Source organism: Casimicrobium huifangae, from assembly GCF_009746125.1.
Lineage (GTDB): Bacteria > Pseudomonadota > Gammaproteobacteria > Burkholderiales > Casimicrobiaceae > Casimicrobium > Casimicrobium huifangae.
Genome location: NZ_CP041352.1, coordinates 3,447,929 through 3,464,256 on the forward strand (window position 1 = coordinate 3,447,929; position 16,328 = coordinate 3,464,256).

A 16,328-nucleotide genomic window follows, 5' to 3' on the forward strand; every position below is an offset into this window, starting at 1 on the left:
CTATTGGTGGAAACGATGCTTCTGCCCATAGCCATTGCGGCTTCCAGCAAGAAGCCATAGGGCCTTCGCCCTCCGCGTAGCATCTCGTCATGCTCGCTTATCTGTGTCTCGCCAGCGCCATGATGATCGTGGGCGCTTACGTCGGTTTCTCGAAATTGCTGGTGGCGGTCCTGCCGGTGTTCCTGCTCGCGTGGCTGCGCTTTGGCATTGCTGCCGTGGCGATGGCGCACTGGCTGCCGCGTGGCGCCGATGAGCCGCCGCTGGACGGCCGTTCCCGCGGCTTGCTGTTCCTTGAGTCCTTTCTCGGCAATTTTCTGTTCTCGATCTGCATGCTGTTCGGCATGCGTGAGGCGACGGCCATCTCGGCCGGTGTGATCATGGCCGGCATTCCGGCGGCGGTGGCGCTGCTGTCGTGGCTTTTCTTGCGCGAAACGCTGTCGCGCCGCATGCTGGCCGCGATCGCGCTGGCGGTCGCCGGCATCGTCGTGCTCGCTTTCACCCGCGCCGGTCCGGACGACGCCCACACCTCAGCGCTCGGCATGGTGCTGCTGGTCGGGGCGGTGTTCTGCGAGGCAAGCTATGTGGTGATTGGCAAGCGGCTCACCGGCAATCTGTCGCCGCGACGCATCAGCGCGCTGATCAATCTGTGGGGGCTGATTCTGGTCACTCCGTTTGGGCTCTGGGCGGCGTGGTCATTTGACTTCGGCGCTGTCAGCGGCAACATCTGGCTTGGCCTGGTGCTCTATGCGCTGGCGGCCAGCATGTGGACTGTGTGGCTATGGATGACAGGGCTCAAGCGCATCCCGGCCGCCAAGGCGGGGGTGTTCACCGTCTTTCTGCCGCTGACCTCCGCCATCGTCGGCATCGTGTTTCTTGGCGAACGATTCACCACCGTGCATCTGATCGCGTTCGGTTGCGCCATCGCCGGCGTACTGCTGGCGACCTGGCCGTCGCGTGCCGCTGCATCTATGGCTGACTCGGCGACCGCTCTGCGAAAATAGCGGCATCACTTCCGAAGGACACGACCGATGCCCGGTCTGGAACCCGATACCCCAATCCCGACCGAGCTGACCCTCGACCGCAAGCGTCACGTGCTGGTGCTGGCTTACGGCCATGCTGGCGGCGAGCAGCGTCATGAGCTCAGTTTCGAGTTCCTGCGCGTGCATTCGCCCTCGGCCGAGGTGCGCGGACACGGCCCGGGTCAGGAAGTGCTGCAGGTTGGCAAGCGTGCCGTCGATATCACCGAGCTGGAACCGGTCGGCATGTACGCCGTGCGACCGACGTTCAGCGACGGTCACAATTCCGGCATCTATTCATGGGACTATCTGCACAAACTGTGCAGCGAGCAGGAAACCCTCTGGCGCGACTATCTGGCGCGGCTGGAACGGGCAGGAGCACATCGTGACTGAAGCAGCGGGCAACACCGATTTCGCCGACGGCACCACCCACTTCGGCTATCAGACCGTCCCCGAGCACGAAAAGCAGCGCAAGGTGCGCGACGTGTTCGATTCCGTCGCCCGCAAATACGACATCATGAACGACGCGATGTCGGGCGGCCTGCACCGCGTCTGGAAGCGCTTCGCCGTGGCCCAGCTGCACCTGCGCCCGGGCGAGCGCGTGCTTGATCTTGCCAGCGGCACCGGTGACCTGATTCGCCTGATGAGTCGCGAGGTCGGCAGCAAGGGCTTTGTGCTGCATACCGATATCAACGCCGCGATGCTGGAGGTGGGCCGCGATCACCTGCTCGATCAAGGCGTCGTGGCGCCAACGGCCCAATGCAATGCCGAGTGCCTGCCGTTTGCCGACAAAAGCTTCGACGCCGTGACCATCGCGTTTGGTCTGCGCAACGTGACCCACAAGGATCGCGCGCTGGCCGAGATGCGCCGCGTGCTAAAGGTGGGTGGCCGCGCCCTGGTGCTTGAGTTCTCGCGCCCGAACGCGCTGCTCAAGGGGCCGTACGACTGGTACTCGTTCAACGTGCTGCCCAAGCTGGGCGCCAGCATTGCCGGCGACGCCGAGAGCTACCAGTATCTCGCCGAGAGCATCCGCATGCACCCGCCGCAGGAGGAACTGAAGACGATGTTCGAGACGGCAGGTTTCCGTCGGGTCGAATACTTCAATCTGACGGGTGGCATCGTCGCGGTTCACCGCGGCTACCGGATGGGATAACCCTGTACTTTCACCCCTTGTGATTTTTCGGACAAATCCGCATATTGCGCCTATGCGTTGATGTTTTTTAGAGGAGGACGCATGCTCAAATCCCTATCCACCGTAATCGTTGCCGCGACGGTCGCCTTCGGTGCCGTCGAGGCAGACGCCAAAAAGTTTGGTGGCGGCAAATCGGTCGGTGCGCAACGTAGCGCGCCCACGCAATCGGCCGGCCCCACGGCTACGTCAACTCCCGCCGCAGCGCCCGCCAGTGCGGCCACGGCAGCTCCCGCTGCGGCTGGCGCCGCCGGTGCAGCCGCAGCAGCCGCTAAGCCAAGCCTGATGTCGCGCATGGCTGGGCCGCTGGCTGGCATCGCTGCCGGCATCGGTCTCGGTTATCTGTTCTCGAAGATGGGCGCCGGCGGCTTCCTCGGTTTGCTGCTGATCGTCGGCATCGCCGTCGTGGCGCTGATCTGGTTTGCGCGTAGCGCCGCACGTCGCGGGCAACCGGCCGCCGCTGGCGCGGGTGCAGGCGGGTCGAATTTCGACGCCGCACCGCAATCACAGCCAACGCAATACGCCGGCGCTGGCGCAGCGGCCGGCGCTGCGGCCCCGGTGATGGCCAGTGGCTTGGGCGGTGGCTTCGGTATCCCGGCCGGGTTCGACAAGGCCGGGTTCGAGGACAACGCCAAAAAGCAGTTCATGACGCTGCAGGGCGCCAACGACAAGGGCGACCTCGACGGTGTGCGCAACTTCGTCACCGACGAGCTCTACAACGAGATCGCGAAGGACGTCATCAGCGGCAACAAGGAATCCACTCTGGTGGACGAATTGCACGCTGAACTGCTTGGCATCGAGACCGAGCGCAACCAGTACTGGGCCAGCGTGCAGTTCAGTGGCAAGATGCGCGAAGACGGCATGGTCATGGCTTCACCTTTCCGCGAAATCTGGAACCTGGTCAAGCCGGTGGATGGCAGCAAGGGCTGGCTGGTCGCCGGCATCCAGCAGGCCTGACGCCAGCACTGCTCCGCAAAAAAGCCGGCCTCGCGCCGGCTTTTTTTGTGCCCGACATCCGTAGCGCAGGTCACCGTGCAGTTTGCGACAATTACGCCATGATTCCCGCCTCGCTGATCGCCCGTGCCCTCTCCCGTCTGCTCTCGCATGACGACGCTGCCCGCAAGCTGCTGGCGGCGCATCGCGGCGAGACCTTGCAGGTGCGCACGCCACCATTCGCGCTGACGCTTCGCGTCACCGATGCTGGTGATTTCGCTGCCGTTGAGGGTCCTGCCGGCGACAACGACGTGTCGTGCAGCGTCGAATTCCCGCTCACCTCGCTGCCGCTGCTGGCACAGGGCAAGGAGGCCGCTCTGCGCAGCGCCAAAGTCGCCGGCAAGGCGGCGCTGTTGCAGGATGTGTCGAAAGCCTTTTCGTCACTGCCGCTGGCCGCCGAGGCCGAGCTTGAACGTGTGGTCGGGCCGATTCTCGCCAACGAAGCCGTGCGCTTCCTGCGCGCGCTGAAAGCGCTGGGCGACAACGCGCGGGCGAGCCTGCACGAAGCCGGCAAGCGTTACCTGCATGACGAAGCGCAACTGGTCGCCGAGCGCGACGATGTCGCGAAATTCGCCGCTGATATCCAGCGCCTGCGCATAGACGTGCAGCGCCTGCAGGCACGCGTCGCAAAGCTCGCCTGAGGTCAGACCTTTTCCGCAGGCATTTCGAACACCAGACAGGTCGTTGACGCGTGCGCGTACAGCGTGCCATCGGCACCATACAGACGGCCTTCTGCGGTAGCCGTTTGCCGCCCCACATGCACGGTGTAGCCTTCGGCCCGCACCAGCGGCACCTTTAGCGAGATCCCCTTGACGATGTTGAGCTTGAGCTCCAGCGTGGTATAGGCACGCCCGATTGGCATGGCGGTGTGCACGGCGCAGCCGACTGCTGAATCCAGCAGCGTTGCGTACCAGCCGCCGTGCACGGTGCCCATCGGGTTCAGCAGGCGCGGTGATGGCTTGCCCTGAAAGATCGCGCGACCGTGCGCCACTTCGATCAGCGCAAAGTCCAGCGTCTCCGAGATCGGGGGCGCCGGCGCCTTGCCATCAAGCAGCAACTGCATCTGCTGCAAGCCAGTCAGACCCGCCATCTGCTCGCGTGTGGCAACGCCGCGACCAAAGATGCGCGCACGCACCGCCGCCTCTTCGTCCTGCCAGCGTTTGAGGGTTGCTTCTGCACTTGCATCCTGCTTCATGAACTCACCTTGCTTTTCCATCGCAATCAATTGCAGATACAATTATTGCATATACAACATTGTGCCGATGTAACAACATGACGACAGACCAGCCTCGCGGCTGCACCAATTTCAAGTTGCGGCAACTGCTGCGGCGAGTTTCGCTGGTGTATGACCACGCGATGGCGGAGTGCGGGCTGAAAATCACCCAGTATTCGCTGCTGACCCATGTTGATCGCCTCGGGCCGATCACGCAGGCCGATCTGGCGCGGGCGATGGCGATGGATTCGTCCACCCTGTCGCGCAACCTGAAGCCGCTGCAGACCGCCGGCTGGGTTGCCGTTCGCGCAGGGGACGACGCACGCAGCAACGCACTGGCGCTCACCGCCGCCGGGCGGCGCAAACGCAGCGAAGCGCAGGGACTTTGGAAGAAGGCGCAGTTGCAATTGAACGACACCGTCGGCGTGGACGATGTGATCGCGCTGCACGCACTGATTGATCGCATGAGCGAGGCGCTCGCCAATGACACCACTGACGACAGGAACGCAGCATGAGTAACACCGCATCCCGATACGCCGTCTGGATGATTCTGCTTGCTGCCGCAGGCACTTTTGCACTGACGATGGGCACCCGGCAGACGATGGGTCTCTTTCTGTCCGACGTCAACTCCGCCACCGGCCTGGGCATCGCCAACATCAGCCTGGCCTTTGCCTTTGGCCAGCTCTGGTGGGGGCTCACGCAGCCCTTCGCCGGTGCGTTCGCCGACCGCGTCGGTGCCGGACGCGTGCTGTTGATCGGCGTGAGTCTGGTCGCGCTCGGCACCATCCTGACGCCACTGATGACCAGCACCGCCGGGCTCGTGTTTGCAATCGGCGTGCTCGCTGCGGGCGGCGCCGGCATGGCCGGGCCTTCCGTGCTGATGGCAGCGACGACACGCATGCTGCCAGCAGAAAGACGCGGAATGGCAACCGGCATTGTCAACGCTGGCGGTTCATTCGGGCAGTTCATCATGGCGCCAGTCGCCGCGGGCCTCACCGCCGCGCTGGGCTGGATGACATCGATGCAGGTGCTCGGGCTGATCGTGCTGCTGGCGCTTCCGGCAGCGTGGGTGTTGCGTGGCAACTCGTCAGCTGCAGCGACCTCGGCACCCGCGGGTGTCGCAGGCGGCCCTGCGCCCGCGCGCGAAGGCACGCGTGCTGCGATCACCCGCGCACTTGCTGATCCGAGCTACCGGCTGCTCGCCTGCGGTTTTTTCGTCTGCGGCTTCCACGTGGCCTTCCTCGCAACGCACTTGCCGAATGTGGTGGCGATGTGCGGCCTGCCGCCTTCGGTGAGCGCGTGGTCGCTTGGATTGCTCGGGCTGTTCAACATCGTCGGCAGCCTCACGATGGGCTGGGCGGTGGGCCGCTGGCGGATGAAGTCGCTGTTGTCGCTGGTCTACGCCGCGCGCGCCGTCGCGGTGCTGGTGTTCCTGCTGTCGCCCAAGACGGCGACGACGATGCTCATCTTCGCCGCCGTCATGGGGCTCACCTACCTGTCAACGGTGCCGCCCACGGCAGGTCTGGTTGCCAAGTTCTTCGGCCCCGCCAACATGGCCACCCTGTTCGGCATCGTCATGCTGTCGCACCAGATCGGCGGCTTCACCGGTGCGTGGCTGGGCGGCAAGGTCTTCACCATGACTGGCAGCTACGACACCATCTGGATCATCGACATCCTGCTCGCCGTCGGCGCCGCGCTGGTGCACATGCCGATCAAGGAGGCGGCGTTGCCGCCGAAGGTGCAGCCGGCGTAGGTTGCGCCTTCAGCGCACTTCAGGGACAGTAGCCTCGATGGAACAACGTGGAATCGAGGAAGCTGGCATCGGCGAACCCTCGATTCCGCTTCGCTGCATCGAGGCTACGGCACTGCCTTCGGACTACCGACGATCAACCGAAACGTTATTGCTATCGCAATTCCGCAGACAAGGCCCAAGACCAACATCGCGAGGCATTCCTGAACTGCACTCAAAACGCCGTATTTGCGGCCGTCGCGAAGTGCAACACACACGAGCACAACCGCCATCAGGAACGGCACAATAGAACCGAGCGCAGCCCCATAAAGCAAGACTCGCGTCCAGCTAACGGCGCCGCGCTCGGTCGCGTTTCGCCATGCTGGCAACGCCAAAAAGAACATTGTTGGGTACGCGACAACCACCATAACCCACAGTGCAGAAAACATCCCCGCCTGGTCGCCGTATTGGCCGACATAAAGCAGAACCGCAAACACTGGCAGTACCGCAAGTGGGCTAACCCACGCCGCATAGAACTCGCGGCGCGTAGCGGTCAAACGCTGCATTGCAACGAGCAAACTTGAAAACGTCTAGCGCGTAGCGAGCGGCCCGAGGTCTAGGCGGAGGGCGACGCCGCGTACTCATGTACGCAAGGAGCCCTCCAACGACGAGATCGGGCCGCGCAGTAGCGCTTTACTCCATCTCCGCCTTGGCCGCCTCGATATCCAGACACTCCATCGCATCCTTCGGCTCACAGGCTGCTGCTTCCGCGTAGAGCTTCTCGACGTCCTTCATCTTCTTGTCGCCGAACAGCTTGTAGAGACCGTCGGCCATTTCAGTGCGGGCGATGGCGGAGTCGGGGTTGAGCTTCAGGGCTTTGTCGTAGTTCTCGACCGCCGCTTCCTTGCTGACGCCGTAGGTCATCTTGCCGATCATGCTGCCGACTTTTTCGATGACTTCGGCGTTGAAGGTGCCGAGCGCGATGTGCGCGTCGGCGTGTTTCGGTTCCAGCTTGATCGCGGTGTTGAGCGCGGCGCTGACCTTGCCGCCAATGCCTTGCGTGAGCGCCTTGGCAACGCCGATCAACTGGCCGTAGCGACCAAGCGCGTAGGCGGCGAGGTAGTAGGCGTTGGCGTTCTTCTTCTGCGCGGCTTGCAGCTCTTCGCACCGGGCGGCGATTTCTTCGTACGCCTTCTGCTTTTTGGCGTCGCTGGTTTCGAGATAGTTGTTGTAGATGCACGCGGCCTTGTTGGCGGCGTTGTAGCCGTCAAGCCCGGCAGCGAGCCCCGCCTCATACGCTCCCTGAAAATCACCGGCGTGATATAGACGCCACGCTTCCTCGACGGCTTTGTCAGCAGGGAACGGTTCAGCATCGCCCTTGTGCAGACGTGCCCAGTTTTTCTTCAGTGCAGCACCGTCGTAGACGAATGCGCTGTTGTCGTGCGGGAATGCGGTCCAGCCGCCTTTTTTGGTTGCCATGGTGGTGTTTTCCTTTGGAAAACAGGACGAAGGACGAAGGACGACGGCCTGTGGGCCTAGGACGCAAAGGCATGCAGCCGCGACCGCCCGGAATGGGGAAGGCAGTCTGCATAGCTTTGCGTCCTAGCGACCAACGGGAGCGTCGTCATTCGTCATTCGTCCTGACTTTGTTAACGATACTCCGACGCCAGTTTCTCAAACAGCAACCGTGCGTCACCCTGCAGATACGGCGCCAGCAGCACCATGACCTGAAACACGCCGTGGCCCATCGCTTCGGCTTCGTCGAGCTTGCGCGGGTTCATCACATACGAATACGAGTGCCAGTAGGTGGCGAGCATGACGAGGTTGGTCGCGACGGCGCGAATTTCGCCGTCGGTAGCCTTGAGCTGGTTGATCGAACGCATTTCGTTCATCAGCCGCTCCGTGTTCTTCTGCGCGTTCTGCAGGATGGTCTTGAAGTGCGTCTCGATGATGCGGTTCTTCGACAGCAGGTCATTCAAATCGCGATAGATGAAGCGGTACTTCCAGATTTTTTCGAACAGCAGATGCAGCCAGAACCAAGTGTCTTCCACGTTCGCCGGACGGTCCTTGCCCATCGCGAAGAGCTCGTCAAGCTCGCGCTCGAACTGCGCGAAGATCTTGGTGACGATCTCGTCCTTGCTGCGGTAGTGGTAGTAGAGATTGCCGGGCGAGATGTTCATCTCGTCGGCGATGGCATTGGTCGTGACGTTCGGCTCACCGAACGAATTGAACATGCCGAGCGACACTTCGAGAATGCGCTCCTTGGTGCGGCGGGGGGCCTTACGTTCCATAGCGGCTCGTGCCTCCGGCTCCATCGCGGCTATCGTCATCCGGCTCCATGCGTTTCTCCGTCCTTTTTCTCTTCCTCTACAGCTATTGTCGGAGAACCTTTGCAGAGTGGCAACAATTTAGAGTAAGTCGATCGTCTTTTGCGTGAAAAGACAGCCACGCAAGGCATGCGAGCACAAAACGCCTGAAGTCGACTTCAAGCCAAATTCAGCCTAATGCCCTTTGCTGACGCCATTTCTGAAAAAAGCTGATCGCTTAGCCTCGCTCAACCAGCGCAAGCTCCAGATCATCCAGCGCATGGGTCAGCTGCGACATGACGACACCGGTGTTGCCGCGCGACACATGCCGCGCCGTGGGCAGCAGCCGGCGGTGCGGATCGCGCAGCGCGTGCAGGTTGAGCTTGACGCCATAGTGCGCGAACTCCTTCGCGAGCACGTCGGCACGGGCCAGCAATTGCTCACGCGTGTGCTGATAGGCGTGCTCAGCGAGGCGGCGGCGGTTGCTGTAGCTGAACAGATTGGAGAAAAACAGGTCGGCGTCGCCCTTCGACGGCTCCAGCACAATCAGCCGCGCATCGCGGTAGGTGTTCGCATAGCTGGAAAGGCTCTTCTCCAGCCGTGAATGAATCAACGCCCGGAAAGTTTGCGACAGCACCGTCGGCAGGCCCTTCTCGACCAGATGCGACTGCGCGTGTCTAGCCACCGTGCTGTTGAAGGGCACCAGCGGATTGACGCAGATGACCAGTTTGGCGCCGGCGTCGAGCGCGCTGGATGCATGCAGCGTCTTGTTCAACGCGCCATCGACGTAATGCCTGGCACCGATCTTCACCGGCGTGTACATGCCGGGCAGCGCTGCGCTCGCCTGCACCGCCTGTGAAATCGGCACGTGGTCCATGCCTTTGGCACCAAACTCAACCGTCTCGCCGGAATCGAGATCGGTCGCGATCAGGAACAGGCGCGCCGGCAGTTCACGAAAATCGTTGCTGCGACCGGGTTTGCTGAGCAGCTCGCGCATGGCGCGCTCGATGGCGCGATTGTCGAATAGCCCGGTCGGGATCGCAGCAGCCAGGCGCTGCAGCTCGGACAGTGCGCGGCTCGGTCGCAGTGACTTCGCACTGGCCCACAATGCCGCCATCACCGCGCCGGGCAGGTTCGCCACGCGCGAGGCGTACTCGCGCAGCGCAGGGCGCATGAACACACCGGGTGACAGCGCGTCGCCGTCTTCACCCTCGTTCTCGATGAAAAGCTGCACCATCTCGCGCGGCGTGATGCCGTTGGCGAGCCCGGCGGTGACGAAGGCACCGGCGCTGACGCCCACATAGGAATGCAGCCGCGTGAAGTCGAGCGTCGGCAGCGCATCATGCAGCGCCGCCAGCGCGCCCACCTCATACACAGCCCCCAGCGGCCCGCCACCGGCGAGCGCCAGTGCAATGGGGGGGCGATCAGAAGAGGTTTGCTGCGTCATAAGGTTTCCGTGTCTGACGTTTTGTATCTCTGGCGGACAGGCACCGGTTTGCGGCGCGTCAACCAGCCGCCAATCATAGGCGGCAATGAAAACGGCCACCGAAGTGGCCGTCTCGTTTTTGCGTGTCCACGCGATTGGTGCAGTGCGCAAACCAACGGACGATGATGCTCGAGGAGGAGGATTCGTTCGTCAACTGCTTGTGCCCGCACCCGGGCCCGCCTTAGGCCGCCTTCTTCGCGGCCGGCTTGCGCGCTGCAGGCTTCTTGGCCGCAGCGGCAACTGCCGGTGCAGCCTTGCCGCCGTTGAGCTTTTGTACCTGCTTGGTCAGCTCTTCCACGCGCTCGGTGAGCTTCTGGATGTCGGCCTTGGTGGGCACGCCCAGGCGGCCCACGGCGCGGCCAACGCGCTCTTCAAACACGGTCTCCAGGCGATCCCACGCGCCAGCCGCCTTGCTGGTGGCTTCGGTGATCTTGCCCGACACTTCGTTGGTCACGTCGCTGACCTGTGCATCGGCGAATTGACGGAATTTCTTCTGCAGGCCTGCGCCTTCTTTGACGAGTGCTTCAAACACTTTGCTACCTTCTTCCTGAGCTTTGGCAAACGCACCGAGACCGGCCAGCCAGATCTGGCTGGAAGATTCCTTCACGGTACCGAGCAGATTGCTGTCGGCCGTGCCCGCTGCGGCGGAGGCTTTGCTGAATTTCTTGACCATTGTGTAACTCCCTGTGGTTGCCGGATTGTTGGCGGGTTGCGATGGTGTGAACTGTATGCACGGCGCATAGAGCGCGCATCCTAGAAACCCTCGATTTCGCTAGGAGCTTGGCTCTAGAATGGTTTTGCACGTTCGCGCTTTCGCGCGAAGGACGAAGGACGGAGGACGACGGCCTAGCGGCCTAGGACGCAAAGGTCTGCAACGAAGGCCGCCAGGAATGGGGCAATTCGATCGCACAGCTTTGCGTCCTAGCGACCAACGGGAGCGTCGTCATTCGTCCTTCGTCCTGCCGCGCAGCGGCTAACGTCCTGCCGCGAAGCGGCAACTAAACAAATGGAGGCAACATGACTTACTTCGTTACCGGCGCATCCGGGTTCATTGGCAAACGACTGGTGCGCAAGCTGCTGGCGCGCAAGAACAGCACGGTCTACTTTCTGATCCGCGCCGAGAGCAAGAAGAAAGTCGACAAGCTGCTCGCCTTCTGGGGTGAAGACGCGGCCAAACGCTGCATCCCGGTGGTCGGTGATCTGGCCAAGCCCTTTCTCGGTGTGCACCCCAATGACCGCGCCAAACTGAAAGGCAAGATCAAGCACTTCTTCCATCTTGCGGCGGTGTACGACATGACCGCGAGCGCAGAGGACAATCACACCGCCAATGTGCTCGGCACCGAGCACGCTGTCGCGCTGGCCAATGAGATCAAGGCCGGGCTGTTCCACCACATGAGTTCCATCGCGGTGGCTGGCAACTATGAGGGCGTGTTCCGCGAGGACATGTTCGACGAGGCGAAGGACTACCTCGATCACCCCTACATGCAGACCAAGCACGAGAGCGAGGCTTACGTGCGCGAGCACTGCACGATGCCGTGGCGTGCCTATCGTCCGGCCATCGTGCTCGGCGATTCGAAGACTGGCGAGATCGACAAGATTGACGGGCCGTACTACTTCTTCAAGCTGCTGCAACGCATGCGCTCGATGCTGCCGCCGTGGATGCCCACCATCGGCATTGAGGGTGGCCGCGTCAACATGGTGCCGGTGGATTTCGTCGTCGACGCCACCGACCACATCGCGCACAGCGCCGACAAGACACTCAACAAACGCGCCTTCCACCTGACCGATCCGGCGCCACTGCGCATCGGCGATTCGCTCAACATCTTCGCCCGCGCTGCGCACGCGCCGCAGATGACCATGCGCATCAACGCTGCGCTGTTCGGCTTCATTCCGCAGAGCGTGATGAAAGGCATGATGGCGCTGCCACCCGTGCGGCGCATCAAGAACGCGGTGATGAAGGATCTCGGCATCCCCGATGACGTGCTCGGCTTCATCAACTACCCGGTCCGCTTTGATTGCCGCGACACGCTGAAGGCGCTGGAGGGCACCAAGATCGCCGTGCCGGAACTCGACACTTATGCGGCCAGGCTGTGGGATTACTGGGAGCGCAACCTCGATCCCGATCTCTTTATCGATCGCACGCTGAAGGGACAGGTCGAAGGCAAGGTCATCCTGATCACCGGCGGCACCTCGGGCATCGGCCAGGCAACAGCGCTGAAGATCGCGGAAGCGGGCAGTGCGAAGGCAGTGATCGTCTGCGGTCGCGACCAGGAGAAGATTGACGAAACCCTGAAGCTGGCGAAGAAGCGCGGCGTCAAGATCGTTGCTTACTCTGCCGACGTGTCCGATGAAGTGGGTTGTGCCGAATTCGCGAAGAAGCTGCACGAGAACCACGGCGGCGTCGATATCCTGGTCAACAACGCGGGCCGCTCCATTCGTCGCGCGCTGGAGCACAGTTATGACCGCTTCCATGACTTCGAGCGCACGATGCAGGTCAACTACTTCGGCGCGTTGCGTATCACCATGGCGCTGCTACCGCACATGAGCGCGCAGAAGCGTGGCCACGTCATCAACATCAGCTCGATCGGTGTGCTGACCAATGCGCCCCGCTTCTCGGCTTACGTCGCCTCGAAGGCAGCGCTGGATGCGTGGACGCGCTGCGCCTCGTCGGAATACTCCGATCGCGGCATCAGCTTCACCACCATCAACATGCCGCTGGTGAAGACCCCGATGATCGCGCCGACCAAGATCTACAACAACGTGCCGACGCTGGAGCCCGACGAGGCCGCCGACATGATCATCCGCGCCATCGTCTACAAGCCGGTACGCATCGCCACCCGCCTTGGCGTGTTCGGGCAGGTGCTGCATGCGTTTGCGCCCCGTATTGCGCAAATCGTGATGAACACCAGCTTCCGCATGTTCGGCGACAGTGACGCGGCGAAGGGCAAAAAGAATGAAGTGGTGGGACCGTCCGCCGATCAGCTCGCATTGTCGAACCTGATGCGCGGCATTCACTTCTGATCGCTCGCCAGCAGCAAGCCCGGCGACTGGCATAGGCGGCATGACCGTGGGTTCGACCCGGTCGGCCGTCTATGGTCAGTGCGGTTACAGCACAACTTCCGGTGGCGCGTCACCCGCTGCCATGCCATCGGAATGCGGCAACAGCTCTCCCACCAATGCCTTGTTCGCAAAGGGCCCCAGGCTGATTTGCCCCTGAAGTCGACTTCCTGCCGTTCTGGCACCTGGCCCGCATCTCCCATCCACAGCGCGGAAAAAGCTGATGCGTGCAGCATGAGTGTTGCGCGAAGGGTACGCTCCCGCGCTGCACTATGAAAACTCTGCGCGATTCGCTATGCACTACGCGTGAAATGGTCTTTAATCCGCGATGAACTTGGCACCGCAGGTCAGAGCGAAATCAGGACATGCAGCGGCAAGATTCACCACACATGTGTGCACTGTTATCAATCGATTGAAATTGGGAGAATCCATCCATGGCAGCCGCCAAGAAACCCGCAGCCAAGAAGCCCGCCGCGAAAAAGCCGGCAGCTAAAAAGCCCGCCGCCAAAGCAGCAGCAAAGAAACCCGCCGCGAAGAAGCCAGCAGCCAAACCGGCAGCCAAGAAGCCGGCCGCGAAAAAACCTGCTGCCAAAAAGCCCGCAGCGAAAAAGCCTGCCGCCAAGAAGCCCGCAGCCAAGCGCAAGCCGAATGCTGCCTTCATGAAGGCGATGACGCCGTCGGCAACGCTGGCCGCCATTATCGGCGCCACGCCGATGCCGCGCACCGAAGTCACCAAGAAAATCTGGGACTACATCAAGAAGAACAAGCTGCAGGACGCCCTCAACAAGCGCATGATCAATGCCGACGCCAAGCTGAAAGAGCTGTTCCAGAAGGCGCAAGTCTCGATGTTCGAAATGACCAAACTGGTCTCGAACCACCTCAAATAACAACGTCACCGCACAGGGGTGAGCCGGCGTTCGCGCCGGCTTTTTTTTGCCCTGTTAGGCGACTGCTGATCAGCTCAGTCGAGCGCGACTTCGTCGCGGTACTCCGGCACCGAGCAGCTCCAGCCAAAGCGCTCGCCGATCTTCCGGCGCAAGGCATCGGCGGCGGACGGTTCGCCGTGCGTCACAAACACGTGGCGTGGCGCCCGCCTGAAGCCGGCGAGCCACTGCAGCAGCTCCTCATAATCGGCATGCGCTGACATCGTTTCGATGTTCACCACCTCAGCGCACACGGGTACGTACTCGCCAAAAATCTTCACCACATCAGCGCCACTGACCAGCGTTGCGCCGCGTGTTCCGCCGGACTGGAAGCCGGTAAACAAAATGGTGTTGCGCTCATCCGGCGCCATCTGCACCAGATGATGCAAGACGCGACCACCGGTTGCCATGCCGCTGGCAGAAATGACGATCATCGGCGTCTTCTGCTGGCAGAGCAGTTTCGACTCCTCGGGCGTGCGGACAAACTTCGCCATCCGGCACATCGCTGAGTAATCACGTTCGGAGAGCTTGTGTTCTCCGGCAAACTCACGATAGATCTCGGTTGCATCAATTGCCATCGGGCTGTTGATAAAGATTGGCACCGGTGGCAGTTCACCGCGCTGCCGCAACTGGTAGAGATGAAACAGGATCACCTGCGCCCGCCCCACCGCAAATGCCGGAATCAGCACACTGCCGCCCCGCGCGACGGTGCGCGTCACGACGTCGCGCAAGGTCGCTTCAGTGTCGCTTGCCGGGTGCCGACGGTCGCCGTAGGTCGACTCGACCACCACATAGTCAGCCTCAGTGATTGGATTCGGCGGTCGCATCAGCGGATCATTCATGCGGCCAAGGTCGCCGGAGAAGGCGATCTTGACCCCGGCATGCGCGATCTCGATACTCGCCGAGCCGATGATGTGCCCGTTTGGCCGCCAGCATGCCGTCACGCCTTTGGCCACTTCAATCGTGTGTCCATAATCCACCGGCGCAAGATGCCGGCAAACCGCGCGCGCGTCGTCGGCAGTAAACAGTGGCAACGCGGGCTGATGACGCGAGAAGCGATGCTTGTTGGCGAAGTTCGCTTCTTCTTCCTGCAAGTGGGCCGCATCAACCAGCAGAATCTCCGCCAGCGCCTGCGTGCCACGCGTGCAGTACACGCGACGCCGGAAGCCGCGCTTGCCGAGCACCGGCAGATAGCCGCTGTGATCAATGTGGGCGTGGGTCAATAGCACTGCATCCAGCGAGTGTGCTGGAAACGGCAGCTCCGCCCAATTCTTCAGCCGCAATTGCTTCCAGCCCTGAAACAGTCCGCAGTCGACCAGCACCCGGTGGTCACCGGCCTGCAAAAGATACTTCGACCCAGTGACGGTGCCGGTGGCACCAAGAAATTGCAGACGAAAACGGCTACTCATGATGCCTCTCGCGCGTGCAGCCGCCCCAGCTCCCGCACCAGGACATCACGAGCCCGCGCGCCGCCGGGCATGCTCACGTGACCGATCGCCGAAATGCGTACATTGTTTGCTCCCGGCATCACCGATGAATCCTGCGGCGAGATCACCGTATCGTGCACGCTGTAGATGCTGGTGAACGGCACCGGCACGACAGCTTCGCTGAGTTCGCGCAACCACGCGTTGCCCGGCCGCATCTGATGGCCGTTTTCGCCGTTGGCCACGAAGGCGTGAAAGGTCCCGTGATGAGGAGAACCCATGGTCACCAGTGCCTCGACCTTGTCGCCGCCAAAACTCCGCAAGTAGGCCCGACAGACCAAGCCGCCCATGCTGTGCGCCACCAGTGTCAGGCGCCCGGCACCAGTGGCTGCCAGCACCTCGTCAATACGCGCCGCCAGTTTCGCCCCCATGGCGTCGATCGACGCGAACGCCGGCTGGTCGCTCGTGAACACGCGGTAGCCCATCGCCGACAGTGCTTTCGTTGTCGGAAACCACACGCCGCCATTATTCAAATAGCCGTGCTGCAAAAGCAGAACACGCCCGCCGCCCTGCGTGTCTCCGCGTTCGGCGGCAGTGCGAAACAGCGTACGGAATGGAATCAGCAGCAAGTTCTGCACGCAGAGTTGCAGATACTCAGCCATGAAGAAGCGGCACCAACTGATTGGGCCCAGTCGCAACTCAGCGGGGATCTCAATGCCCTTCACTCGCGATACGACATAGCTGGCAAAGGCGATCAGCAAACGCAGCAGCAGCGGCCCGAGCACCAGGCAAAGTATTCCTGCGGCAACACCGCGATGCTGCACCACTGGCAACACCAGTAACCAGAGCCAGAGCGTGAACTCAATGGTCAGCGCGACCACGCCCAGCGCCCACATGGGGATACCCCGCGCCGGGGAGATCGCCTTGCCGGGTACACCTATCACTTCATTCATGCGATCAGCCGATGGGCATCAGCCAGGGAGCTTCGATAA

General features: G+C 62.1%; 17 protein-coding genes. 9 read left to right on the top strand and 8 right to left on the bottom strand.

Features of this window, described 5'->3' with window-relative positions:
* The first annotated feature begins 89 nt into the window (after positions 1-89).
* The 5 genes from FKL89_RS15550 to FKL89_RS15565 all read left to right on the top strand — a co-directional run bounded on the left by FKL89_RS15550 (position 90) and on the right by FKL89_RS15565 (position 3,839).
* Positions 90-1,001, top strand: coding sequence for a DMT family transporter (locus FKL89_RS15550; protein WP_156863664.1), 912 nt, complete (start codon positions 90-92; stop codon positions 999-1,001).
* Between the two features lie 27 nt (positions 1,002-1,028).
* Entirely contained in the window at positions 1,029-1,409 is a 381-nt protein-coding gene (locus tag FKL89_RS20395; protein WP_238363385.1) for a gamma-butyrobetaine hydroxylase family protein, read from the top strand.
* The gene (ubiE, locus tag FKL89_RS15555) at positions 1,402-2,169 is read left to right on the top strand and encodes a bifunctional demethylmenaquinone methyltransferase/2-methoxy-6-polyprenyl-1,4-benzoquinol methylase UbiE (protein WP_238363386.1); all 768 of its coding nucleotides are present in this window, start codon (positions 1,402-1,404) and stop codon (positions 2,167-2,169) included. The genes FKL89_RS20395 and ubiE overlap by 8 nt, the downstream gene beginning before the upstream one ends.
* 81 nt (positions 2,170-2,250) lie before the next feature.
* Positions 2,251-3,162 (top strand): Tim44 domain-containing protein, encoded by a 912-nt coding sequence (locus FKL89_RS15560; protein ID WP_156863666.1) that lies wholly within the window; start codon positions 2,251-2,253, stop codon positions 3,160-3,162.
* 98 nt (positions 3,163-3,260) lie between these two features.
* The gene (locus FKL89_RS15565) at positions 3,261-3,839 is read left to right on the top strand and encodes a ubiquinone biosynthesis accessory factor UbiJ (RefSeq protein ID WP_156863667.1); all 579 of its coding nucleotides are present in this window, start codon (positions 3,261-3,263) and stop codon (positions 3,837-3,839) included.
* A 2-nt stretch (positions 3,840-3,841) separates the two neighbouring features.
* Here the strand turns inward: FKL89_RS15565 and FKL89_RS15570 are convergent, their stop codons facing one another.
* Positions 3,842-4,393: a PaaI family thioesterase gene (locus FKL89_RS15570; RefSeq protein ID WP_156863668.1), complete on the bottom strand. Its 552-nt coding sequence runs from the start codon at positions 4,391-4,393 to the stop codon at positions 3,842-3,844.
* Between the two features lie 77 nt (positions 4,394-4,470).
* On the opposite strand from FKL89_RS15570, the gene FKL89_RS15575 reads away from it, so the two are divergent.
* Both FKL89_RS15575 and FKL89_RS15580 read left to right on the top strand, forming a co-directional pair.
* The gene (locus FKL89_RS15575) at positions 4,471-4,926 is read left to right on the top strand and encodes a MarR family winged helix-turn-helix transcriptional regulator (protein ID WP_156863669.1); all 456 of its coding nucleotides are present in this window, start codon (positions 4,471-4,473) and stop codon (positions 4,924-4,926) included.
* Positions 4,923-6,164, top strand: a complete 1,242-nt coding sequence (locus FKL89_RS15580) for an MFS transporter (protein ID WP_156863670.1) — start codon at positions 4,923-4,925, stop codon at positions 6,162-6,164. The genes FKL89_RS15575 and FKL89_RS15580 overlap by 4 nt, the downstream gene beginning before the upstream one ends.
* A gap of 104 nt (positions 6,165-6,268) precedes the next feature.
* Here the strand turns inward: FKL89_RS15580 and FKL89_RS15585 are convergent, their stop codons facing one another.
* The 5 genes from FKL89_RS15585 to FKL89_RS15605 all read right to left on the bottom strand — a co-directional run bounded on the left by FKL89_RS15585 (position 6,269) and on the right by FKL89_RS15605 (position 10,605).
* Entirely contained in the window at positions 6,269-6,697 is a 429-nt protein-coding gene (locus tag FKL89_RS15585) for a hypothetical protein (protein ID WP_162527545.1), read from the bottom strand.
* 136 nt (positions 6,698-6,833) lie between these two features.
* Complete coding sequence (locus tag FKL89_RS15590) at positions 6,834-7,619, bottom strand: tetratricopeptide repeat protein (protein ID WP_156863672.1); 786 nt, start codon at positions 7,617-7,619, stop codon at positions 6,834-6,836.
* 170 nt (positions 7,620-7,789) lie between these two features.
* Complete coding sequence (locus FKL89_RS15595; protein WP_156863673.1) at positions 7,790-8,431, bottom strand: TetR/AcrR family transcriptional regulator; 642 nt, start codon at positions 8,429-8,431, stop codon at positions 7,790-7,792.
* Between the two features lie 253 nt (positions 8,432-8,684).
* A complete protein-coding gene (locus FKL89_RS15600) occupies positions 8,685-9,893 on the bottom strand; it encodes a patatin-like phospholipase family protein (protein WP_156863674.1) in 1,209 nt (402 codons plus the stop codon).
* Positions 9,894-10,113: 220 nt separating this feature from the next.
* The gene (locus tag FKL89_RS15605) at positions 10,114-10,605 is read right to left on the bottom strand and encodes a phasin family protein (protein ID WP_156863675.1); all 492 of its coding nucleotides are present in this window, start codon (positions 10,603-10,605) and stop codon (positions 10,114-10,116) included.
* 344 nt (positions 10,606-10,949) lie between these two features.
* Here FKL89_RS15605 and FKL89_RS15610 point away from each other — a divergent pair, with 344 nt between their 5' ends.
* Both FKL89_RS15610 and FKL89_RS15615 read left to right on the top strand, forming a co-directional pair.
* Complete coding sequence (locus FKL89_RS15610) at positions 10,950-12,953, top strand: SDR family oxidoreductase (RefSeq protein ID WP_156863676.1); 2,004 nt, start codon at positions 10,950-10,952, stop codon at positions 12,951-12,953.
* Between the two features lie 470 nt (positions 12,954-13,423).
* Positions 13,424-13,876 (top strand): SWIB/MDM2 domain-containing protein, encoded by a 453-nt coding sequence (locus FKL89_RS15615; protein WP_156863677.1) that lies wholly within the window; start codon positions 13,424-13,426, stop codon positions 13,874-13,876.
* A 74-nt stretch (positions 13,877-13,950) separates the two neighbouring features.
* On the opposite strand, the gene FKL89_RS15620 is transcribed toward FKL89_RS15615, so the two are convergent.
* Positions 13,951-15,321: an MBL fold metallo-hydrolase RNA specificity domain-containing protein gene (locus FKL89_RS15620; RefSeq protein ID WP_156863678.1), complete on the bottom strand. Its 1,371-nt coding sequence runs from the start codon at positions 15,319-15,321 to the stop codon at positions 13,951-13,953.
* Positions 15,318-16,289, bottom strand: a complete 972-nt coding sequence (locus FKL89_RS15625; RefSeq protein ID WP_156863679.1) for an esterase/lipase family protein — start codon at positions 16,287-16,289, stop codon at positions 15,318-15,320. Before FKL89_RS15625 ends, FKL89_RS15620 begins: the two co-directional genes overlap by 4 nt.
* Positions 16,290-16,328 lie beyond the last annotated feature (39 nt).

Coding starts and splice junctions, on each gene's coding strand:
- FKL89_RS15590 (WP_156863672.1), bottom strand. CDS start 7,619: ATGGCAACCAAAAAAGGCGGCTGGACCGCATTCCCGCACGACAACAGC.
- FKL89_RS15565 (WP_156863667.1), top strand. CDS start 3,261: ATGATTCCCGCCTCGCTGATCGCCCGTGCCCTCTCCCGTCTGCTCTCG.
- FKL89_RS15575 (WP_156863669.1), top strand. CDS start 4,471: ATGACGACAGACCAGCCTCGCGGCTGCACCAATTTCAAGTTGCGGCAA.
- FKL89_RS15605 (WP_156863675.1), bottom strand. CDS start 10,605: ATGGTCAAGAAATTCAGCAAAGCCTCCGCCGCAGCGGGCACGGCCGAC.
- FKL89_RS15570 (WP_156863668.1), bottom strand. CDS start 4,393: ATGAAGCAGGATGCAAGTGCAGAAGCAACCCTCAAACGCTGGCAGGAC.
- FKL89_RS15615 (WP_156863677.1), top strand. CDS start 13,424: ATGGCAGCCGCCAAGAAACCCGCAGCCAAGAAGCCCGCCGCGAAAAAG.
- FKL89_RS15595 (WP_156863673.1), bottom strand. CDS start 8,431: ATGGAACGTAAGGCCCCCCGCCGCACCAAGGAGCGCATTCTCGAAGTG.
- FKL89_RS15625 (WP_156863679.1), bottom strand. CDS start 16,289: ATGAATGAAGTGATAGGTGTACCCGGCAAGGCGATCTCCCCGGCGCGG.
- FKL89_RS15600 (WP_156863674.1), bottom strand. CDS start 9,893: ATGACGCAGCAAACCTCTTCTGATCGCCCCCCCATTGCACTGGCGCTC.
- FKL89_RS15550 (WP_156863664.1), top strand. CDS start 90: ATGCTCGCTTATCTGTGTCTCGCCAGCGCCATGATGATCGTGGGCGCT.
- FKL89_RS15580 (WP_156863670.1), top strand. CDS start 4,923: ATGAGTAACACCGCATCCCGATACGCCGTCTGGATGATTCTGCTTGCT.
- FKL89_RS20395 (WP_238363385.1), top strand. CDS start 1,029: ATGCCCGGTCTGGAACCCGATACCCCAATCCCGACCGAGCTGACCCTC.
- FKL89_RS15610 (WP_156863676.1), top strand. CDS start 10,950: ATGACTTACTTCGTTACCGGCGCATCCGGGTTCATTGGCAAACGACTG.
- FKL89_RS15620 (WP_156863678.1), bottom strand. CDS start 15,321: ATGAGTAGCCGTTTTCGTCTGCAATTTCTTGGTGCCACCGGCACCGTC.
- FKL89_RS15560 (WP_156863666.1), top strand. CDS start 2,251: ATGCTCAAATCCCTATCCACCGTAATCGTTGCCGCGACGGTCGCCTTC.